Below are 17,857 nucleotides of genomic sequence, written 5' to 3' on the forward strand. Positions count from 1 at the left end.
CGGCTCTACAGGATCGCCAGATCAATACAACTCGCAGTGCGTGCGGCCTTCGCCCCGCAGCGCGTCCCACTGGCCTGCACCGGCGACGGCGTCGATGGCCTCGCGCACCGCGCATTCCAGGTGGCGCTTGTTGCCGCACAGGTACACATGCCCGCCGCGGGCGAGTACATCACGCACCTCGTTGGCGCGCTGCTGCAGCACGTGCTGCACATAGACCTTTTCGGCACCATCGCGCGAGAACGCGGTATGCAGGCCGGCCAGCACGCCGCGCGCATGCCAGTCCTGCAGCTGTTCGCGGTACAGGTAATCGTGCTGGCGGTGCTTCTCGCCGAACACCAGATGCACTTCGCGTTCGCAGGCACTGGCCTGCAGCTCCTGCAGCAGGCCCATCAAGGGCGCGATGCCGGTGCCGGTGCCGACCAGCAACAGCGGCGCCTGGCCAGTATCGGCCAGGTGGAAGCCGGGGTTGGAACGGCAGTACACACGGGCATGGTCGCCGCCATGCAGCAGGCTGCCGGTGGCAGTGCCGAAGCGCTCGCGGCCGCGCAGGGTGTAGCGCACTTCGCGCACGCACAGGCTCAGCTGGTCGTCGCACGGGTGCGAGGCGATCGAATAGGCGCGCGGCAGCCGCGGTGACAGCAGTTCGCGCAGCCGGGCAAGCGGCACGCTGTCCCGCGTGGCGTGGTCCTGCAGCACGTCCAGCAGGTCCAGGCCGTGCAGGTAGGCGTCCAGCTCGCGCTTCTGGCTGACCTTCAGCAGGCCCTTCAGCGCCTCGCTGCCACTGAGCCTGGCCAGTTCGCGCAGCACGCTCCTGCCCAGCAGGCGCAGCTCGCGGTCGTGCAGGGCGGCCACGGCGGCGGTGTCGCCGTACCAGGCGGCCAATGCCCGCAGCAGGGCAGGGTCGTTCTCCGGCACCACGTGCAGGGTGTCGCCGGCGCGGTAGGCCATGCCACTGCCGGCAATGTCCAGCTGCAGATGCCACGCCGCTGGGTCGCTGCTGTTCAAGCGGCGCCGTTCGAGAACGGGGGCGGCAAACGCATTGTCTTCGCCATAGGCGGTGACCTGCAGGTGCAGGTCCTGGCCAGCGCTCAGGTTGCCGTTCAGCACCTGGCCAAGCACCGGCTGCCATTGCTGGAAGAACTGCTCGTAGCCCAGGTCGGCGTCCACGCGGTGCAGCAGTGGCTGCGCCTGGCGCGCGCGCAGCGCAGCATCCAGCGCCTTGGTGAAGCCGCAGAAACTGGGGTAGCCGGTGTCACCGAGGCCGAACACTGCATAGCGCAGGCCGCTCAGCGTCGGGGTCTGGCGCAGTGTTTCGAAGAACTGCTCGCCGTTGGCCGGCGGTTCTCCATCGCCGAAGGAGCTGGAGATCGCCAGCAGCACATCGCCGTGGCCCAGACTGGCCACGTCGATGTCGTTGAACGGGAGCACCTGCGGCGCGTGCGGCTGCAGGTCCACGCCCAGGCGCTGGGCCAGGGCGCGGGCATTGCCCGACTCGGACGCGAAGGCCACCAGCAGGCGACTGAAGGGCGTACTGGTCGGGAGCGCGTTCACGCGGCCTCGTAGAAGTCGTCGAACTTTTCCTTGCTGAACTCGACCAGGTCGTAGTTCTGCATCAGGTCGTTCACCACGCGGCGGATGCTGATGTACGAGGTGATGTTGCCATCGGCGTCGAACAGCGGCTGCACGGTGGTGTCGACCACGTAGAGCACGCCGCCCTTGCCGAGGTTGGGCACGATGCCGGTCCAGGTCTTGCCGGCCTTGATGGTGTCCCACATGTCCTTGTAGACGGCCTTGGGCACGTCCGGGTGGCGCACGATGCTGTGCGGCTGGCCGATCAGTTCCTCGCGGGCGAAGCCGGTGAGCGTGCAGAACAGGTCGTTGGCGTAGGTGATGTTGCCCTGCAGGTCAGTGGTGGAGATCACCATGACGTTCTGCATGGCGTTCAGCAGCTGGGCGGTGTCGGGGGTATAGCTCATCGCAGGGTCCTTGTGGATGCCGGCCGCGCCGGCGTGTTCGGGTCCTGCATAGGAATACGCCCGCGCGGCGGTGGTGGGTTTGACATTGGTCAAGCGCGTGGCGCGAAGGCCTGCGACCGGGTGTCGCAGGGAGGTTCTCTGTAGAGCCGAGCCGGGAGGAACATACAAGCCCATGCTCGGCTTATGCGGCAAACGGGCTTGCGAGAAGCCGAGCGTGGGCTCGGCTCTACTGAAAAGGCGAGGGCCTCAGTCCATCAGATAGCGCAACACCCCCGCCGAGACCACGCCGATCAGCACCGTCGGCAGCATCGACAGCCGCGTGGCGGCCAGCAGGGTGATCGCCAGTGCGGCCAGGTCGGCCGGCTTGTCGGCGACGAAGTCCGGGGCGATCACCGAGATCAGCACGCAGCCTGGCGCGGCTTCCATCACCGTCACCGCGCGTTTGCTCAACGTGCGGTTACGCAGCGCGAGGAAACCGACGATGCGGGTCAGGTAGGTGGCGGCGGCCATCAGCACGATGGTGAGCACCGAGGTCCAGTGGATCAGGCCGTTGAAGATCATGCTGCGTCCTCCGCCAGCAGCCAGGCCGCGGCCAGGCCGGCCAGGGCACCGCTGGCCACATACCACGCGCCCGGGATCAGCAGGCAGGTGGCTGCGGCCACCGCCAGGCTGACCAGCCACGGGCGCGCGGCCTTCATGCCCTGCCACATGCCGCGCAGCAGCACCAGGAACACGGCGGGGAAGGCCATGTCGAAGCCATAGGCGTGGACGTCGCCCAGCAGCGGCCCGATGATCGCGCCGAGTGCGGTGCAGGCCACCCAGACCGTGTACAGGCCGGCCGACACGCCCAGGTAATAGGCCAGGCTGAAGCCAAGCGCGCGCCGGCGCGCATCGGCCACGCCCATCGCCCAGCTTTCGTCGCACATGAAGAACAGCGCCGGCAGCACCCGGCGGCGCGGCAGGTGCTGCAGCAGCGGGGCCAGGCTGGCGCCCATCAGCAGGTGGCGGCTGTTGACCAGCGCGGTGATGGCCACGATCAGTGCAATGTGCGGTGGCGAGGTCCACAGTTCGACGGCGGCGAACTCCGAGCCGCCAGCGAAGTTGAGGCCGGTCATCAGCGGTACTTCCAGTGCGCTCAGGCCTTTCTGGGCGGCCTGCGCACCGAGCACCAGGGCGAAGGGGATGAAGCCGATCATCACCGGCACGGCGGCGCGCAGGCCGCGCAGGAATTCGGCACGCGGCGCGGTATCGCAGGTGGCGGGCAGGGGGAGGGTGGTACGGGCGTCCATGGAACGGCACAGCGTAGCGGGGGTGGCCCATGCTAGCGGTCTGATCGCGAAATCGGGTTGCGTTGATGCCACTTGATTCCGGATGATTGATATTCCATGCGGCTGAAGGCATCCAGGGTGAAATTCCATGCAGTACCAGCTCGACAACCTCGATCGGCGCATCCTCGACGCCCTGCAGCGCGACGGCCGCCTGCAGAACCTGGAGCTGGCTCGCCTGGTCGGGCTGTCGCCGTCGGCCTGCCTGCGCCGGGTGCGGTTGCTGGAGGAGGGCGGCTACATCGACCGCTATGTGGCGCTGCTGAACGAGGCCAAGGTGGGCCGAGGCTTCACGGTATTCGTGCGGGTTTGGCTGCGCGGGCAGGACGAGGACACCACCAATCACTTCATCAACAGCATCAAGTCTTTCCCGGAAGTGCTTGAATGCCATCTGATGGCTGGTGACTGCGATTTCCTGTTGCGGGTGGCGGTGGCCGATCTTGATGCCTACCGGCAGTTCCAGATGCAGCACCTGAACCGGATTGCCGGGGTGCAGAACACCAAGACCGAGATTCCGATGCAGCGGATCAAGCAGACGACCCAGCTGCCGCTTTGAGGAATGGTGGTGCGGCCGGGTTGCACCCGGCGCCCGCGGGTAGTGCCGGTCGCTGGCCGGCAACCTCAGGAGCAACAGCCGAAGCAACAGCCGAAGCAACAGCGTGCATTCCCCGCGGGATGGCGGGGTGGGTCCGGTTGCAGGGGACGCCCTAAACCCCGCTCCGCGGTCCGGCCCAGCCGCTGGCGGCTGGGCGTTCGGGCCCTTGCGAAGCAGTGCTTCGCAAGCAAATCACCCTTGGGGGCTTGGCCGCGGCATCCATGCCGCGGACACCCCTGCAACCAGACCCACCCCGCCTTCGACAGTTTCCCGCGATCTGCCGGAACGGCATGAACTGCTCCTGGCAGGTGTCGACCTTGGTCGACACGTTTGGGTCGGCATGGGGTCGGATCCCGTTGCTTCGCAACGGGCTCTGACCCCCGCGCGTAGATAGCGTGGTCTGTTCGATTCATTGATTCCTGATGCGTGACTGGCTCCACGGAGCCTGCCTCGACGCCCGGCCGTGGCGGCGGTCATCGCAATGACATGTGGCCCCGGTACGGTTTGAGCCCGCTTGCGGGTCGCGCGCGGGCCGGGGTTCCGGTCGTGCCACGCGTCCACAGCAGCTGCTGTCGCTGCCGAGGGTCATGTGTTCTACGTCAGGGGGCTGAATGGACACCATGCGGTCAGAACTTGGAAGGTGGCCATTGTCGCGTGGCTGCTGCTGTCCTTTGCCGTTGCCGCACAGGACGGTGTTCATGCCTACGACATCCCTGCGCAGCCGCTGGAACAGGCAGTCGAGCGCTTCAGTGTCATCAGTGGGTGGTCGGTGATGTACCCGGGCGACCTGGCCGCGGGCCGCAGCAGCCATGCGCTGCGCGCCAGCCTGGCGCCGCTGCCTGCCTTGCAGGTGCTGCTGCAGGACTCCGGTATCGAGGCCGAGGTGATCGGCGCGCAGCGCGTGGTGCTGCGCCGGGGCACGTCCTCGGCGGCCGAACCCGGTGTTGGTGCCGAACTCCCCGAGGCCGAACGTCGGCGTCGCTATGGCGGGCTGCAGCAGCGGCTGCGTGCGGCGTTCTGTGACGACCCGGAGATCGCGCCCGGCCGCTACGCCGCGACGCTGCGCTTCCGCATCGACGGCGCGGGCCGGGTGAGCGAGCCCGAGCTGCTGTCCGGCAGTGGCAGTGCCCGCCGCGATGCACGCTTGCTGCAGGCGCTGCAGGGCCTGGTGCTGGCGACAGAGGCCGCCGCGCTGACGCAGCCGGTGACCCTGCAGATCCGTCCTTCCGGCACCGACCACGACTGTGGCGCGCGCGCGCCCCTTCCATGACTTCAAGGATTCGAACATGAGCAACAGTACGGCTGGGGCAGTTGACCTGATGGACCACCTTCTGGGGGCCTACGACGAGCTGAAGCGCCGGCTGGTGCGCAAGCTGGGCTCGGAAGAGCTGGCAGGCGACGCGCTGCAGGACACATGGATGCGCCTGAGTGCGCGCCGTGGTCGTCTGGATGCGGTGCAGAATCCCGCGGCCTATCTGCTGCGCATGGCGATGAATACCGTGATCGACCGCCAACGCGCCGACCACCGCCTGCTGAGCCTGGAAGAGGTGGATGCGCTGATGGACATGGCCGACACCGCGCCGGGTCCGGCACAGGCAGCCGAGCTGGACTTCGCGCTGGAGGATATGGTCGGCCTGCTGCAGCGCATGCCCGAGCGTCGCCGCCGCATCCTGCTGGCGATCCGTGTCGACGGGCTGCAGCAGCGTGATGTGGCCGACCACCTGGGCGTGTCGCTGCGGCTGGTGCAGCGCGAGTTGAAGGCGGCCCAGGACTACCTGGCCGAGCGCAACGGGCAGGGGCGCCAGGTGCGGTTCTGAGCGACGGCATCCGTCTACACTTTGACGCCGAGCAGAACCCCGCAGCGTGCGGGTCCGGCATGAGCCCCCATGGATCCTGACGATCGCCCGCAACGCCCGCTGGATGCCGTCGAGCGTCAGGCGCACGCGTGGGTGGTGCGGCTGACCTCGGGCGAGGCGACCGCCGCCGACGGGCGCAGGTTCCGTACCTGGTGTGAGGCGGATCCGCGCCATCGCGAAGCGTTTGGCCGTGCGCGCCGGCAATGGGAGCTGGTGCGCCTGGCCGGCGAGCAGCTGCCTGCCACCGCGCGCCAACCGGTTGCTCCCACGCAGGTGCAGCGTTGGAGCCGCCGCGCGTTCCTCGGCGCAGCCATTGCCGCACCGGCCAGCCTGGCGGTGGTGGCGGCGGTTCGCCCTCCGCTGGGGCTGTGGCCGTCGGTGACGGCGATGGCTGCCGATTTCCACACCGGTACCGGTGAGCGGCTGCAGATCGCGCCGTCGCCGCAGCTGAAGATCGAACTGGATACGCAGAGCAGCCTGCGCCGTCGCGCTGACGCGCAGCGCGACGGCTTCGAGCTGGTGCAGGGCCAGGCCGCGATCGAAACCCGGGCCGGCCTGCGCCTGGCCCTGTTCGCGGGGGCGGGCTGCGTGATTGCCGATGAAGGTGCGGTGCGCCTGGACGTGCGCAACACCCACGGCCAGGTACGGGTGACCTGCCTGCAGGGCAGCACCCGGATCGAGCACCCGCAGGGCCGCCTGCAGCTGCAGGCGGGCCAGCAGACCCGGTACGACGAGCGCCTCAGTGGCGTGGTGGCCGAAGCCGTGGCCTCGGAAGTGAGTGCCTGGACCGAAGGCATGCTGGTGTTCCGCCGGGCGCCGCTGCGCGAGGTGGTGGAGGAGATCAACCGTTACCGCCGCGGAAAGATACTGCTGGGAGAATCGGCGTTGGCACGTGCGCCGGTCAGCGGCCGCTTCCGCATTGATGATCCGGATGCGGCACTGGAGCAGCTGCGACTGACGATGTCGCTGGATCTGCGTCGCTTTCCGGGTGGCATTGCCGTCCTTGGATAGATGAAGACGCTGGCCGTGCGCGCCGCGCAGGGCTGTTGCAAGCGAGGAGAGGCCAAGGATGCGCAACGAGACCATCGGTGTGCTGGATCTGCGTCGCAATCTGTCGGCGCTGCTGGAAACCACGCAGCGACGGCCGTTGATGGTGCATCGCTATGGCTCACCTTGGGTGTGCGTGGTGTCCGATGCGCAGTGGCGGCAACAGGCGGTGCTGCTGGATTTCGATCCGCAGTCGCACCCGCTGGCGATGCTGCTGCGCCTGCAGCAGCAGGCGCTTCCCCTGTCTGAAGCCGGCGCGTTGTCACCGGCGGTCCTCGCGCGCGCACTGCTGTTGATGGGGGTCCATGGCATTGACGATCTCGCGCAGCTGCACGAGCAGGTGCTGCACCATCGACTTTGGCACTGGTTCGTGGCCGGTACCCACGGTGTGATGGACAGCTGGCAATTGCCGGCGCTGCGCGCGGCGATGGGATCATGGTGCGATGACGCGGAGATGACCGATGCGCTGGCCGCGTTCGCTGCGCGCAGCGATGTGGCGATACTGGCGCGCCGTTGCGGGGGCGAAGCACCGCGGCTGGAGCGCGAAGCCTGCAGGCAGATGACGCTGCGATGACGTTGCCGATGAAGCGCCACGCAGCGCACAGCGCTGCATGCGCGTTGTCGCTTCGCCTGCCTTGCTGACGTCTTCTCCAGAGTACGACGCACCATGCGTCACGGAGCACGGGCGGCGCCGATGGCAGACAGTCGCAGGATCAGCATGCTGGAGCTGGATCGTCACCTGAGTCAGTCACTGGAGCAGGCACGGCACACGCCGTTGAACGTGCAGCGCTATGGGCGCTCGTGGGTCTGGGTGCTGTCCAGCGACGCCTGGGCGGATGCGGCGCGTTGGGCGGCACTGGATGGTAGTGCGCACCCGCTGGTGGCGCTGCGAAAAACCCTCGACCTGCAGCTGCGCCCCTGGCCCGAAGCGGCCATGAGCCTGCTGCCGCTTGATGCGGGCGATGCGCGGCTGCTGCAACGCGCAGCCCTGCTGGTGGTCATGCGCGATCTGAACAGTGCTCAGCGCGTGTATGACGACCTGCGCTATCACCAGGCCTACCGGATGTTCATCGGCCTCGATCATGGAACAGCGTGGTCGCCGATGCAATGCGTGCGCCTGCTGCAGGCCTGCGCGCACCCGTTGCTGCGCGGCTGCATCGACGATGCGCTGGCCAGCGTGCCGCAGCACCTGTTCGCGTCTGCATGTGCCCCGGCTGCACGTGTTGCGCCTGCACAGGCACACGCGCAGCGGATTTCCGGCGGATGTTTATCGTACTGACACATGCACCGCTGACCATGGCGCAGCGGTCTCTTCCAGGATGACGAGGGCGGAACAATGGCAAGGCAGGTTCGTGGTCGCAAAGCTCGGCAGCAGGGCTTCAGCCTGATCGAGATCATGGTGGTGGTGGTGATCATCGGCATTCTCGCCGCGTTGATCGTGCCGCGGTTGATGGACCGCCCCGACCAGGCGCGCGTGGTCGCGGCGCGCCAGGACATCGCGGCGCTGATGCAGGCGTTGAAACTGTTCAAGCTGGACAACGGGCGCTATCCCAGTGCCGAGCAGGGCCTGCAGGCGCTGGTGAAGCCACCGCAGGGCGGTGGCGCGATGCCGGTCACGCCCTATCTGGATCGTCTGCCGAATGACCCGTGGGGCCATCCGTACCAGTATCAGATACCTGGCACCCATGGCGACATCGATGTGTTCTCGCTGGGCGCGGACAGCAAGCCCGGTGGCGATGCCGGAAACGCGGACATCGGCTCCTGGCAGCTGTGAGGCAGGCCGATGTCAGCCCGGATGCGTTCTGTTTCCAGTGCCCGTCAACGGGGCATGGCAGTGATCGTCGCGCTGCTGGTGGTAGCACTGGTGGCGGTGATGGCCACGGCGCTGCTGACCCGGCAGTCGGCCCAGCTACGTGCGCTGCGTGGCGAGCAGCTGCGCGCACAGGTGCGCATGGCCGTGGACGCAACGCTGGAGCGTGCGGCGCAGCAGCTCCGTGAGGATGTGAAGGAGCAGCTGACCACGGTGCGCAGCGGGCGCTGGGCACGCCCATTGGAGCTGCAGACGCCGTTGCTGGTGCAGCTGCAGCTGGTCGATGCGCAGTCGATGTTCAACCTGCGCAACCTGCTGGCGCATGGCAGGCCGGACCCCGAGGCGCGGCGCGCGTTCATCGCGTTGTGTGCCGGGCAGGGGCTGGGCCAGGGCGCCTGCGCATCGGCCGCGAACCACATCCAGGCGCGCCTGCGCGATGGCGACATGCAGGCGCAGGCACCGCTGCCGCGCGAATCGCTGATCGAACAGGCGCTGCCGGGTGCCGATCCGGCGGCGTTGCGTGCGCTGGCGCGGCGCACCGTGGTGTTGCCGGCGCAGACCCTGGTCAACACCAACACCAGCGATCTGAGCGTTCTGCAGGCGGTGACGCCTGCGGTCGAGCCGGCACGGCTGCAGGCGCTGCTCGGTGAGCGTGACGCTGGCCATTGGCTGCTCAATCGTGGCGACATCGCCAACCGACTCCAACTGAGCAACGAACAGATGGCAATGCTTCCCCTGGGTATCCATAGCGAGTGGTTCCTGGCCATCGGCCAGGTGCAGGCCGACGGCAGCGCGGTTGATTTTCGCGCGCTGCTCTGGCGCGAGTATCGCGACGAAGGAGTGCGTGTGCAACGCGTGTGGACGAGGATCGGCGCATGAACGTGCAGCTTCGGGTGCGCCTGCCGGTGCTCGAGCGTCTGCGCGCCGACAGTGCGGTGGACTGGGCGCAGCTGCACAAAGGCGAGGTGCTGGCTCACGGTTGCGACACGCTGGCGGCGCTCGGCCTGCGGCATCCGCAGGCCGCGGTGCATGCCTGCCTCGATCCGAACGACCTGATCCTGCTGGAACTGCAGCTGCCACCGTTGTCCGGGCGCCGCCTGCAGTCGGCGCTGCAGGGTGAGGTAGAGGCGATGCTGCTGGATGACCTGCAGGAGGTAGCGCTGGCCCATGGTGCGCAGGCGGCGGACGGCACGGTTCCGGTGGCCTGGCTGGGTCAGCAGGCGCTTTTGCAGGCGCAGCAGCTGCTGGCTTCGTGTGCACTGCGGCTGCAGGCACTGTATCCGACGCCGCTGCTGCTGCCCTGGCAGGACGCCCATGCCACGCTGCAGGTCAGCGGCGAGCACCTGCTGGTACGCAGCGGGCGCGATCGGGGTTTCGTTCAATGGTATGGCGGACGTGACGCCTGTGCGGTGATGCAGGCGCTGGCCGTGCGCCTGCAACAGGCCGGTGTGCAAGCCGTGCAGTGGATCGACGGTGTGCCGCCGACGTGGCCAGACAGCCTGCCGGCCACCGCCCTCGCGCATCAACGGCAGGCCTGTGGCCCTCTGCCGGGGTGGTCATTGCCGCTGCCCGGCACAGGCCGACAAGCACCGCGGCTGGCGATCGGCCTGGCAGTGGCGGCAGTGCTGCTGGCTGCACTCGGCCTGCAGCTGCAGTTCTCGCGTTGGCGAAGTGAGGGCGAGGTCCTGCAACAGGACATGGCACGCCAGTTCAGCGCACGCTTCCCGGAAATCACCGACGTGGTGGACCCGGTGCTGCAGGCAAGGCGAGCACTGGCCGTGCCACTGCCGGCGCCGCCGTTGCCGCCGCTGCAGCGTCAGGTAGCCGGCACGCTGCAGGCGGTTCCGGAGCTGGCCGGGCAGGTGCGTAGCCTGCACTACCAATCGGGCCAGCTGGACATGGAGCTGGATGCTGCTGCCCAGGCATTGGCCGATGATCCCCAGCGGCTTGAGCACTGGCAGCAGGCGCTGCAGGCGCAGGGCCTGCAGTTGGCGCGCGACGCCGGTGGACGCCTGCGGGTGAGCGGAGCTGGACAGTGACGACCCGTACCTTGCGACTGGGCGGGGAACTGGCGGGCCTGCAGCAGCGCTGGCTGCGCCTGCCACCGCGCGACCGGCTGATGCTGTGGGTGATGGTGGTGGCGCTGCTGGCGGCGGGTCTGTGGCTGTTGTGGCTGGAGCCGCTGCTGAAGCTGCGCGCGCACTGGCAGGCAGAGCTGCCGCGGCTGCAGGCGCAGTCGCGCGCACTGGCACCGCTGCTGCGCGTCCGTGAGCGCCAGCAGCTGGCGCAGGACCAGCATCCGACACTGGCCGGGCTGCGCGATGGAATCAAGGCGGCCGGTCTTGCCGATGGCCTGCACGTCGAAGCGCGCCAAGGACGCTGGCACCTGCAGGTGCAGGCCGTGCCCGCCGACGCGTTGTGGAACTGGCTGCTGCCGCTGCTGGCCGACCCGGCCATCGAGCTGCAGCAGCTGCAATTGACACGCACAGGGGATGCGAACATGCCGGCGGCACGGATTTCCGGAAACATCGTGATGGCGCTCGCTACCGGTGACCATCCATGAAGGCGATGCGCAGCCTTGCCTGCAGTACCGCGTTGGCACTGATGGTGGGCATGGCCCACGCGCCGGCTGCGGCACTGGCCCAGGACGCCCACGATGAGCCGGTACAGTTGAACCTGGTCGATACCGATATCGGTGGCGTGCTGCGCATGGCAGCGCGCTTCACCGGGCGCCAGTTCCTGGTCGATCCACGGGTGACCGGCAAGATGACCGTGGTTTCCGATGGCCCGGTCAGCCGTACCCAGGCCTACCAGTTGCTGCTGGGCGCACTGCGCATGCGCGGCTTCGCCGTGGTCGAGAACGGCGGCGTCAGCCGGGTGGTGCCGCAGGCCGACGCCAAGCTGCTTGGTGGACGCGTCGGCGGTGGCGGCGCAGGAGGCGAGATCGTCACACGCACCTTCGCGCTGCGTTACGAGAACGCCGGCGCGCTGGTGGCGGTGCTGAGGCCGATGATCAGCCCGGACAATCCGATCACGGCCAACCCGGGCAACAACACCCTGGTGATCACCGATTACGCGGACAACCTTGAGCGCATCGCGCGGGTGATCACCAGCGTCGATACACCCGCTGGCATGGATACCGATGTGGTGAAGCTGCAGCAGGGCATCGCCGTGGACGTCGCGGCGATGGTGGCGCCGCTGCTGGACGCGCAGGGCGCCGAAACCAGCCAGAAGGTGGTGGTGATGGCCGACCCACGCAGCAACAGCGTGCTGCTGCGCTCCAGCAGTCCCGGTCGCACGCGGCTGGCGCGGCAGCTGGTGGAGAAGCTGGACCGCGCCCAGGACGAGTCCGGCAACCTGCATGTGGTCTACCTGCGCAATGCCCAGGCCAACCAGTTGGCCGGCGTGCTGCGGGGCGTGGTGGCCGGGCAGAGCGATGCACCGGCAATGAGCAGCAATGAAGGCATCACACCACTGTCGGGTGACACCAACCGTTCCACGCCCACGCAGCCGTCGCAACCGCAACAGGCCAAGGCGGGAGGGAATGCGCTGGAATCACAGCGGCTGGACCCCAACCGGCGTGACCCGATCGATGCCGGTGGTACCAGCTTCAGCCAGAACGGCATTTCGGTGCAGGCCGATGTGGCCACCAACACGTTGCTGATCTCGGCGCCGGAGCCGGTGTACCGCAACCTGAGGCGGGTAATCGACCAGCTCGACCAGCGCCGCGCGCAGGTGCTGGTCGAGAGCCTGATCGTGGAGGTCAACCAGACCGACGCGGCTGAGCTGGGTGTGCAATGGATGCTGGGCAATGGGCGTACCTTCGGCGGCACGCACTTCGGGGGTGCCACCGGCGGCAGCGGCTTGAACACCTCCGCGCGCACCACGCTGGACGTGCTGCCCAGGGATGGCCTGAAGATCGGCGTGATCGACGGCACCATCAACCTGCCCGGCGTCGGCCAGATCCTCAACATGAAGGCGTTGGCCAACGCGCTGCAGAGCAAGGGCGGCGCCAACATCCTGTCCACGCCGAACCTGATGACGCTGGACAACGAAGCGGCCAGCATCATGGTCGGGCAGACCGTGCCGTTCGTCAGCGGCCGCTACGTGACCGATGGTGGCGGCGGCAGCAACAATCCGTTCCAGACCATCGTGCGCGAGGACGTGGGCCTGAAGCTGCGCGTTCGCCCGCAGATCTCCGAGGGTGGCACGGTGAAGCTGGACATCTACCAGGAGGTCAGCAGCATCGATGCGCAGAGCGCGACCAGTACGGCCGGCATCATCACCAACAAGCGCGCCCTGGATACCAGCGTGCTGCTGGATGATGGCCAGATCATGGTGCTGGGCGGCCTGCTGGAGGACAGCGTCAGCCATGGCCGTGATGCGGTGCCGGGGCTGGGCAGGATACCGGTGCTGGGCGCGTTGTTCCGCAGCGATACCCGCAAGCGTGCCAAGACCAACCTGATGGTGTTCCTGCGCCCGCACGTGGTGCGCGACCCCGCCGCCGGCCAGCGTCTGACCCGCGACCGCTACGACTACATGCGCAACGCGCAGGCCAGCGCGCAGCCGGTACAGAGCTGGGCCTTGCCTGCGCTGTCGGCGCCGCAGCTGCCACCGCAGGACTTGTCTGTGCTCGGCCAGGGCAACGCGCGCGATGGGCAGGGCCAGCCGCTGCAGAACACCAGCCTGGCGGCGTTGTATCCGGCCGGCGAGGGCGATGCCCAGCTGGTGCAGTTCGCACAGGGGCTGGACCCGGCGCGTGCCAGCCAGGGCGTGGCACAGGTGCGGGCACTGGGCCTGCAGGCCTATGCCGAAGCGACGCCCGGCGAGAGCGGGCAACGCCTGCGCGTGCGATTGCCACGCGATCCGGCGACGCTGGACCCGGCGCTGCAGCAGTTGCGCGCGCTGGGCTACACGCCGGAACTGGTGATCGGGCCGTGAGCGCCCCCCCGCCACTGCCGTACGCCTGGGTGCGAAGCCATGGCGTGATGCTGACCGAGGCGGGCGGCGAGCCCGTGTTGCTGGGCACCGCCGAAACTGCGGCGTGGGCCGTGGCCGAGCTGCGCCGCCGGCATGGCCCGCTGCCGTTCCAGGCGCTGGATGCGGCGACCTGGCAGCAGCGGTTGGGTGAGCAGTACCGTGACGGCGGCGATGCCGCTGCCGTAGTGGGCGCCGCCGAAAGCGAAGTCGATCTGGACCGGCTGATGCAGGACATGCCGGAGGTCACCGATCTGCTGGATGCACAGGACGACGCGCCGGTGATCCGCATGATCAATGCGCTTTTGGCACAGGCCGCACGCGATGGCGCCAGCGACCTGCACATCGAACCGTTCGAGACCCATTCGGTGGTGCGCTACCGCGTCGATGGCACGCTACGCGACATGGTGCAGCCGCGTCGCGCGCTGCATGCGGCGCTGGTATCACGCATCAAGATCATGGCCCACCTGGACATTGCCGAGAAGCGCCTGCCGCAGGATGGACGCATCGCGATCCGGGTGGGCGGCCGCCCGTTGGACATCCGCGTATCGACTGTACCGACCGCGCACGGCGAGCGCGCCGTGCTGCGCTTGCTGGAAAAGGATGCCGGTCGCCTGCAGCTGCAGCGCCTCGGCATGGCCGATGACACGCTGGCCACGTTCACCGGGCTGATCCGGCAGCCGCACGGCATCGTGCTGGTCACCGGGCCGACCGGCAGCGGCAAGACCACCTCGCTGTACGCCGCACTGGGCCAGCTCGACAGCAGCACCAGCAACATCCTCACGGTGGAGGACCCGGTGGAGTACGACTTCGCCGGCATCGGCCAGATCCAGGTCAACGCGCGCATCGGCATGAGCTTTGGCACCGCGTTGCGCGCGATCCTGCGCCAGGACCCGGACACCATCATGATCGGTGAAATCCGCGACCTGGAGACCGCGCAGATTGCGGTGCAGTCGTCGCTGACCGGGCATGGCGTGCTGGCCTCGCTGCACACAAACGATGCGATCTCGGCGGTAACCCGCCTGGCCGACATGGGGGTGGAGCCGTTCCTGCTGGCCTCTTCATTGCGCGGCGTGCTGGCACAGCGGCTGGTGCGGCGGCTGTGCATGCAGTGCCGGCGTGCCGAGGTGGACGACGAGGGCCGCACCGTGTGGCGTGCGGTGGGCTGCCCGGCGTGTGCCAACAGTGGCTATCGCGGTCGTACCGGTATCCACGAACTGTTCGTGGTGGACGACCGTGTGCGTGCATTGATCCACGAAGGGCAGGGCGAGCCTGCGCTGCGTGAGGCTGCGCGGCGCGCCGGCATGCGCAACCTGCGCGAAGACGGCCAGCGCTGGGTCGACGGCGGGGTGACCACGCTGGAAGAGATCCTGCGCGTCACTGGCGACGCCTGAGGCGACCATGGCCCTGTTCGATTACCAGGCCGCCAACGCGCAGGGCCGCATTGAAAAAGGGCAGCTGGATGCCGACAGCCCGCGCGGCGCCCGCCAGCTGCTGCGCGGGCGCGGACTGACGCCGGTCCAGGTGAGTGTGGCGCGCGGAGCCGGTACGGGCTGGGGCGCGCGTCGCCTGTCGGCCAGCGAGCTGGCCTGGGCCACGCGCCAGCTGGCCAGCCTGCTGGCCGCCAGCCTGCCGTTGGAAGGCGCATTGAGTGCGGTGATCGAACAGGCCGAGCGCCCGCATGTTGCGCAGGCGCTGACGGCCGTGCGTGCGGACGTGCGCGCCGGACAGCGCCTGACTGTGGCATTGGCAGCGCGGCCGCGCGATTTCCCGCCGATCTATCGGGCGCTGGTGGGAGCAGGCGAAGACTCCGGCGACCTGGCACGGGTGATGGAGCGCCTGGCCGACTACATCGAAGAACGCAATGCGCTGCAGGCCAAGGTGCTGACCGCCTTCATCTATCCGGCGGCGATCAGCCTGGTGTCGGTGGCGATCGTGATCTTCCTGCTCAGTTACGTGGTGCCGCAGGTGGTGACCGCGTTCGTGCAGGCGCGGCAGACCCTGCCGATGCTCACGCAGGTGATGCTGGCGGCCAGCACGTTCGTGCGCAGCTGGGGCATGTGGGTGGGGCTCGGCATCTCGGCGCTGGTGATGGCATGGCGGCTGGCCCTGCGCCGGCCCGAGCTGCGCCTGCGTTGGGATGCGCTGCTGCTGCGGGTGCCGATGATCGGGCGCTTCGTGCTGGGCGTGAACAGTGCGCGCTTCGCCTCGACGCTGGCGATCCTGCTGGATGCCGGCGTGCCGCTGCTGCGGGCGTTGGAGGCGGCGCGACAAACCCTGGGCAACGCATTGCTGGCGCGCTGTGCGGATGATGTGTCGGCGCGTGTACGCGAAGGTGCGGCACTGGGCACGGCGTTGAAAGTGCAGAAAATGTATCCGCCGATCCTGGTGCATCTGGTGACCAGTGGCGAGAAGACCGGTTCGCTGGCGCCGCTGCTGGACCGCGCCGCGCAGACCATCTCGCGCGAGATCGAGCGTCGCGCGATGGCGCTCACTGCGCTGCTGGAACCCACCATGATCCTGGTGATGGGCGGCGTAGTGCTGACGATCGTGCTGGCCGTGCTGATGCCGATCATGGAGATGAATCAACTGGTGCAGTGATGCGCAAAGCGCATCACGGGTAGAGGCGACTGTCAGTCGACTGCTTTTCCTGCGTGTATCGACAAGGCCCGCGCTTCGCGCGTTAGTCGACTAGCAGTCGACTCTACCCGGTCGGCGTCTTCGATTCTCCACACAATCCTCCACACCTTTTTCCGATCTTCCACAGGTTTCTTAAGCGGCCTGTCATCGGCGCGGACCAGCATGGACGCGTCGCCGCAGAGTGGGCTGGGAGGCCCTCGGCGGCAGCAGGCGTGTAGTGACCGTTCCTCCCTTGGTGTTTCCCTTCGCAGTAAACCCTTCAGGAGAAGATCATGAACAAGTACAAGACCCTGGCCGCGCTGGTTGCCACCGCGCTGCTGGCCACCGCCGGTGCCGCTTCGGCGCAGACCGCCGTCACCGGTGGCGGCGCCTCGCTGCCGGCCGACCTCTACAAGGGTTCGGCTGACAGCATCCTGCCGGCCAACTTCAGCTACGCCGTGACCGGCTCGGGCACCGGCAAGAAGGCCTTCCTGGAAAACAACTCGGCGCTGTTCTCCACCACCGGTACCGTGCACTTCGCCGGTAGCGATTCGGTGCTGAGCAGCACTGAGCTGAGCACCTACAACAGCACCTACAATGTGTCCGGCGATGCCAACCGCTATGGTGCCCTGGTGCAGATCCCGTCGGTGGCCACCTCGGTCACGATTCCGTTCAACAAGGCCGGTTCGGCCGTTGACCTGTCGGTGACCCAGATCTGCGGCATCTTCTCCGGCAAGATCACCAGCTGGTCGAGCATCGACAGCGCCCGCAGCGGTGCCATCCAGGTGGTCTACCGTGGCGAGAGCAGCGGTACCACCGAGCTGCTGGCCCGCTTCCTGACCAGCGCCTGCAAGCCGGCCGACGTCTCCGGTACCGCGCTGAAGCTGACCAATGGCGTGCCGGCTTTCTCGGTGCAGTCGACCTTCGCCAACCTGTTCACCACGGTTCCGTCGAACTTCGTCGCTGCCCCGGCCACCGGCGGCACCTCGGTGTACAACGCCGTGTACGCTGCCGATGGTCGCATCGGCTACGTCGGCCCGGACGTGATCCCGAGCCTGACCGACGCCACCAAGGTCGCCAAGGTCAAGGGCTTCTCGCCGGACGAAGTGAGCGTGCAGGCGACCCTGGAAACCGTCGCTCCGCCGACCGATGCCGCCGCTGAGAACCCGGCCAACTGGGTGCCGGTGTTCGGCAACCCGAACGCGGGCTACCCGATCGCGGGCTACACCAACTTCGTGTTCGGCCAGTGCTACAAGAACGGCACCGTGGGCGCCAACGTCCGCGGCTTCCTGACCCGCCACTACGGCAGCACGGTGATCAACGGCGTGGAGCAGGGCCCGAACGACGCCGCCATCCGCGCGCACAAGTTCATTCCGCTGACCAAGGCCTGGCGTGATGCGATCCGCACCCGCTTTGCGACCGCCACCAACGCCGGTGCCGTGAACAATCCCAGCACCTGCTCGGGCATCGGCCGTCCGCTGTAACCGCGATTGCTTTGGTAGTTGCAGGAAGCGCACAAGGGCGCCGGCAGAAATGCCGGCGCCTTCTGCGTATGTCCGCTGCATGACAGTGACGCGCCTGTCGCCTTCACGCCGCCGCCACCGTCTATCAGGTGCAGGGCGTGCGTCGCGCAGGCCCATCCGTACTCGCCG

At 68.0% G+C, this 17,857-nt stretch carries 18 protein-coding genes; 14 read left to right on the top strand and 4 right to left on the bottom strand.

Translation table 11 applies throughout. The features are described 5' to 3' along the window. Nucleotides 1–21 precede the first annotated feature (21 nt). From ARC23_RS04015 to ARC23_RS04030, 4 genes are all read right to left on the bottom strand, one after another. Nucleotides 22–1,551: a diflavin oxidoreductase gene (locus ARC23_RS04015; protein ID WP_057496043.1), complete on the bottom strand. Its 1,530-nt coding sequence runs from the start codon at nt 1,549–1,551 to the stop codon at nt 22–24. Then, a complete protein-coding gene (locus tag ARC23_RS04020) occupies nt 1,548–1,976 on the bottom strand; it encodes a PAS domain-containing protein (protein ID WP_057496044.1) in 429 nt (142 codons plus the stop codon). The genes ARC23_RS04015 and ARC23_RS04020 overlap by 4 nt, the downstream gene beginning before the upstream one ends. Before the next feature lie 246 nt (nt 1,977–2,222). Then, the gene (locus ARC23_RS04025) at nt 2,223–2,537 is read right to left on the bottom strand and encodes an AzlD family protein (protein ID WP_057496045.1); all 315 of its coding nucleotides are present in this window, start codon (nt 2,535–2,537) and stop codon (nt 2,223–2,225) included. Next, a complete protein-coding gene (locus tag ARC23_RS04030) occupies nt 2,534–3,265 on the bottom strand; it encodes an AzlC family ABC transporter permease (RefSeq protein ID WP_057496046.1) in 732 nt (243 codons plus the stop codon). Before ARC23_RS04030 ends, ARC23_RS04025 begins: the two co-directional genes overlap by 4 nt. 127 nt (nt 3,266–3,392) lie before the next feature. Here ARC23_RS04030 and ARC23_RS04035 point away from each other — a divergent pair, with 127 nt between their 5' ends. The 14 genes from ARC23_RS04035 to ARC23_RS04100 all read left to right on the top strand — a co-directional run bounded on the left by ARC23_RS04035 (nt 3,393) and on the right by ARC23_RS04100 (nt 17,689). Further along, complete coding sequence (locus ARC23_RS04035; RefSeq protein ID WP_005413654.1) at nt 3,393–3,857, top strand: Lrp/AsnC family transcriptional regulator; 465 nt, start codon at nt 3,393–3,395, stop codon at nt 3,855–3,857. A gap of 628 nt (nt 3,858–4,485) precedes the next feature. Further along, the gene (locus ARC23_RS04040; RefSeq protein ID WP_057496047.1) at nt 4,486–5,166 is read left to right on the top strand and encodes a hypothetical protein; all 681 of its coding nucleotides are present in this window, start codon (nt 4,486–4,488) and stop codon (nt 5,164–5,166) included. Nucleotides 5,167–5,182: 16 nt separating this feature from the next. Continuing rightward, nucleotides 5,183–5,713: an RNA polymerase sigma factor gene (locus ARC23_RS04045; RefSeq protein ID WP_057496095.1), complete on the top strand. Its 531-nt coding sequence runs from the start codon at nt 5,183–5,185 to the stop codon at nt 5,711–5,713. Between the two features lie 69 nt (nt 5,714–5,782). Beyond that, nucleotides 5,783–6,763, top strand: coding sequence for a FecR family protein (locus ARC23_RS04050; protein ID WP_057496048.1), 981 nt, complete (start codon nt 5,783–5,785; stop codon nt 6,761–6,763). Between the two features lie 58 nt (nt 6,764–6,821). Beyond that, nucleotides 6,822–7,373: a hypothetical protein gene (locus ARC23_RS04055; protein ID WP_057496049.1), complete on the top strand. Its 552-nt coding sequence runs from the start codon at nt 6,822–6,824 to the stop codon at nt 7,371–7,373. A 120-nt stretch (nt 7,374–7,493) separates the two neighbouring features. Then, the gene (locus ARC23_RS04060; RefSeq protein ID WP_057496050.1) at nt 7,494–8,078 is read left to right on the top strand and encodes a hypothetical protein; all 585 of its coding nucleotides are present in this window, start codon (nt 7,494–7,496) and stop codon (nt 8,076–8,078) included. Between the two features lie 57 nt (nt 8,079–8,135). Then, the gene (gspG, locus tag ARC23_RS04065) at nt 8,136–8,573 is read left to right on the top strand and encodes a type II secretion system major pseudopilin GspG (RefSeq protein ID WP_054171900.1); all 438 of its coding nucleotides are present in this window, start codon (nt 8,136–8,138) and stop codon (nt 8,571–8,573) included. 9 nt (nt 8,574–8,582) lie between these two features. Beyond that, entirely contained in the window at nt 8,583–9,488 is a 906-nt protein-coding gene (gspK, locus tag ARC23_RS04070) for a type II secretion system minor pseudopilin GspK (protein WP_057496051.1), read from the top strand. Continuing rightward, nucleotides 9,485–10,648, top strand: coding sequence for a type II secretion system protein GspL (gene gspL / locus ARC23_RS04075; protein ID WP_057496052.1), 1,164 nt, complete (start codon nt 9,485–9,487; stop codon nt 10,646–10,648). The genes gspK and gspL overlap by 4 nt, the downstream gene beginning before the upstream one ends. Further along, complete coding sequence (gene gspM, locus ARC23_RS04080; protein WP_057496053.1) at nt 10,645–11,172, top strand: type II secretion system protein GspM; 528 nt, start codon at nt 10,645–10,647, stop codon at nt 11,170–11,172. The genes gspL and gspM overlap by 4 nt, the downstream gene beginning before the upstream one ends. Continuing rightward, nucleotides 11,169–13,550 carry a type II secretion system secretin GspD gene (gene gspD / locus ARC23_RS04085; RefSeq protein WP_057496054.1) on the top strand — a complete coding sequence of 794 codons (2,382 nt, stop codon included), beginning with the start codon at nt 11,169–11,171 and terminating at the stop codon, nt 13,548–13,550. Before gspM ends, gspD begins: the two co-directional genes overlap by 4 nt. Further along, complete coding sequence (gene gspE / locus ARC23_RS04090; protein ID WP_080393009.1) at nt 13,547–14,980, top strand: type II secretion system ATPase GspE; 1,434 nt, start codon at nt 13,547–13,549, stop codon at nt 14,978–14,980. Before gspD ends, gspE begins: the two co-directional genes overlap by 4 nt. Before the next feature lie 7 nt (nt 14,981–14,987). Further along, the gene (gene gspF / locus ARC23_RS04095; RefSeq protein WP_057496056.1) at nt 14,988–16,187 is read left to right on the top strand and encodes a type II secretion system inner membrane protein GspF; all 1,200 of its coding nucleotides are present in this window, start codon (nt 14,988–14,990) and stop codon (nt 16,185–16,187) included. A gap of 311 nt (nt 16,188–16,498) precedes the next feature. Next, complete coding sequence (locus tag ARC23_RS04100; RefSeq protein WP_057496057.1) at nt 16,499–17,689, top strand: substrate-binding domain-containing protein; 1,191 nt, start codon at nt 16,499–16,501, stop codon at nt 17,687–17,689. The last annotated feature ends 168 nt before the right edge of the window (nt 17,690–17,857 follow it).

The organism is Stenotrophomonas beteli, from assembly GCF_001431665.1.
In the GTDB taxonomy this organism is placed as follows: domain Bacteria; phylum Pseudomonadota; class Gammaproteobacteria; order Xanthomonadales; family Xanthomonadaceae; genus Stenotrophomonas; species Stenotrophomonas beteli.

Bases quoted from the DNA above. Each gene is read 5' to 3' on its own strand.
- ARC23_RS04020 (WP_057496044.1), bottom strand. From the start codon at position 1,976: ATGAGCTATACCCCCGACACCGCCCAGCTGCTGAACGCCATGCAGAAC.
- ARC23_RS04025 (WP_057496045.1), bottom strand. From the start codon at position 2,537: ATGATCTTCAACGGCCTGATCCACTGGACCTCGGTGCTCACCATCGTG.
- ARC23_RS04030 (WP_057496046.1), bottom strand. From the start codon at position 3,265: ATGGACGCCCGTACCACCCTCCCCCTGCCCGCCACCTGCGATACCGCG.
- ARC23_RS04035 (WP_005413654.1), top strand. From the start codon at position 3,393: ATGCAGTACCAGCTCGACAACCTCGATCGGCGCATCCTCGACGCCCTG.
- ARC23_RS04045 (WP_057496095.1), top strand. From the start codon at position 5,183: ATGAGCAACAGTACGGCTGGGGCAGTTGACCTGATGGACCACCTTCTG.
- ARC23_RS04050 (WP_057496048.1), top strand. From the start codon at position 5,783: ATGGATCCTGACGATCGCCCGCAACGCCCGCTGGATGCCGTCGAGCGT.
- ARC23_RS04055 (WP_057496049.1), top strand. From the start codon at position 6,822: ATGCGCAACGAGACCATCGGTGTGCTGGATCTGCGTCGCAATCTGTCG.
- ARC23_RS04060 (WP_057496050.1), top strand. From the start codon at position 7,494: ATGGCAGACAGTCGCAGGATCAGCATGCTGGAGCTGGATCGTCACCTG.
- gspG (WP_054171900.1), top strand. From the start codon at position 8,136: ATGGCAAGGCAGGTTCGTGGTCGCAAAGCTCGGCAGCAGGGCTTCAGC.
- gspK (WP_057496051.1), top strand. From the start codon at position 8,583: ATGTCAGCCCGGATGCGTTCTGTTTCCAGTGCCCGTCAACGGGGCATG.
- gspL (WP_057496052.1), top strand. From the start codon at position 9,485: ATGAACGTGCAGCTTCGGGTGCGCCTGCCGGTGCTCGAGCGTCTGCGC.
- gspD (WP_057496054.1), top strand. From the start codon at position 11,169: ATGAAGGCGATGCGCAGCCTTGCCTGCAGTACCGCGTTGGCACTGATG.
- gspF (WP_057496056.1), top strand. From the start codon at position 14,988: ATGGCCCTGTTCGATTACCAGGCCGCCAACGCGCAGGGCCGCATTGAA.
- ARC23_RS04100 (WP_057496057.1), top strand. From the start codon at position 16,499: ATGAACAAGTACAAGACCCTGGCCGCGCTGGTTGCCACCGCGCTGCTG.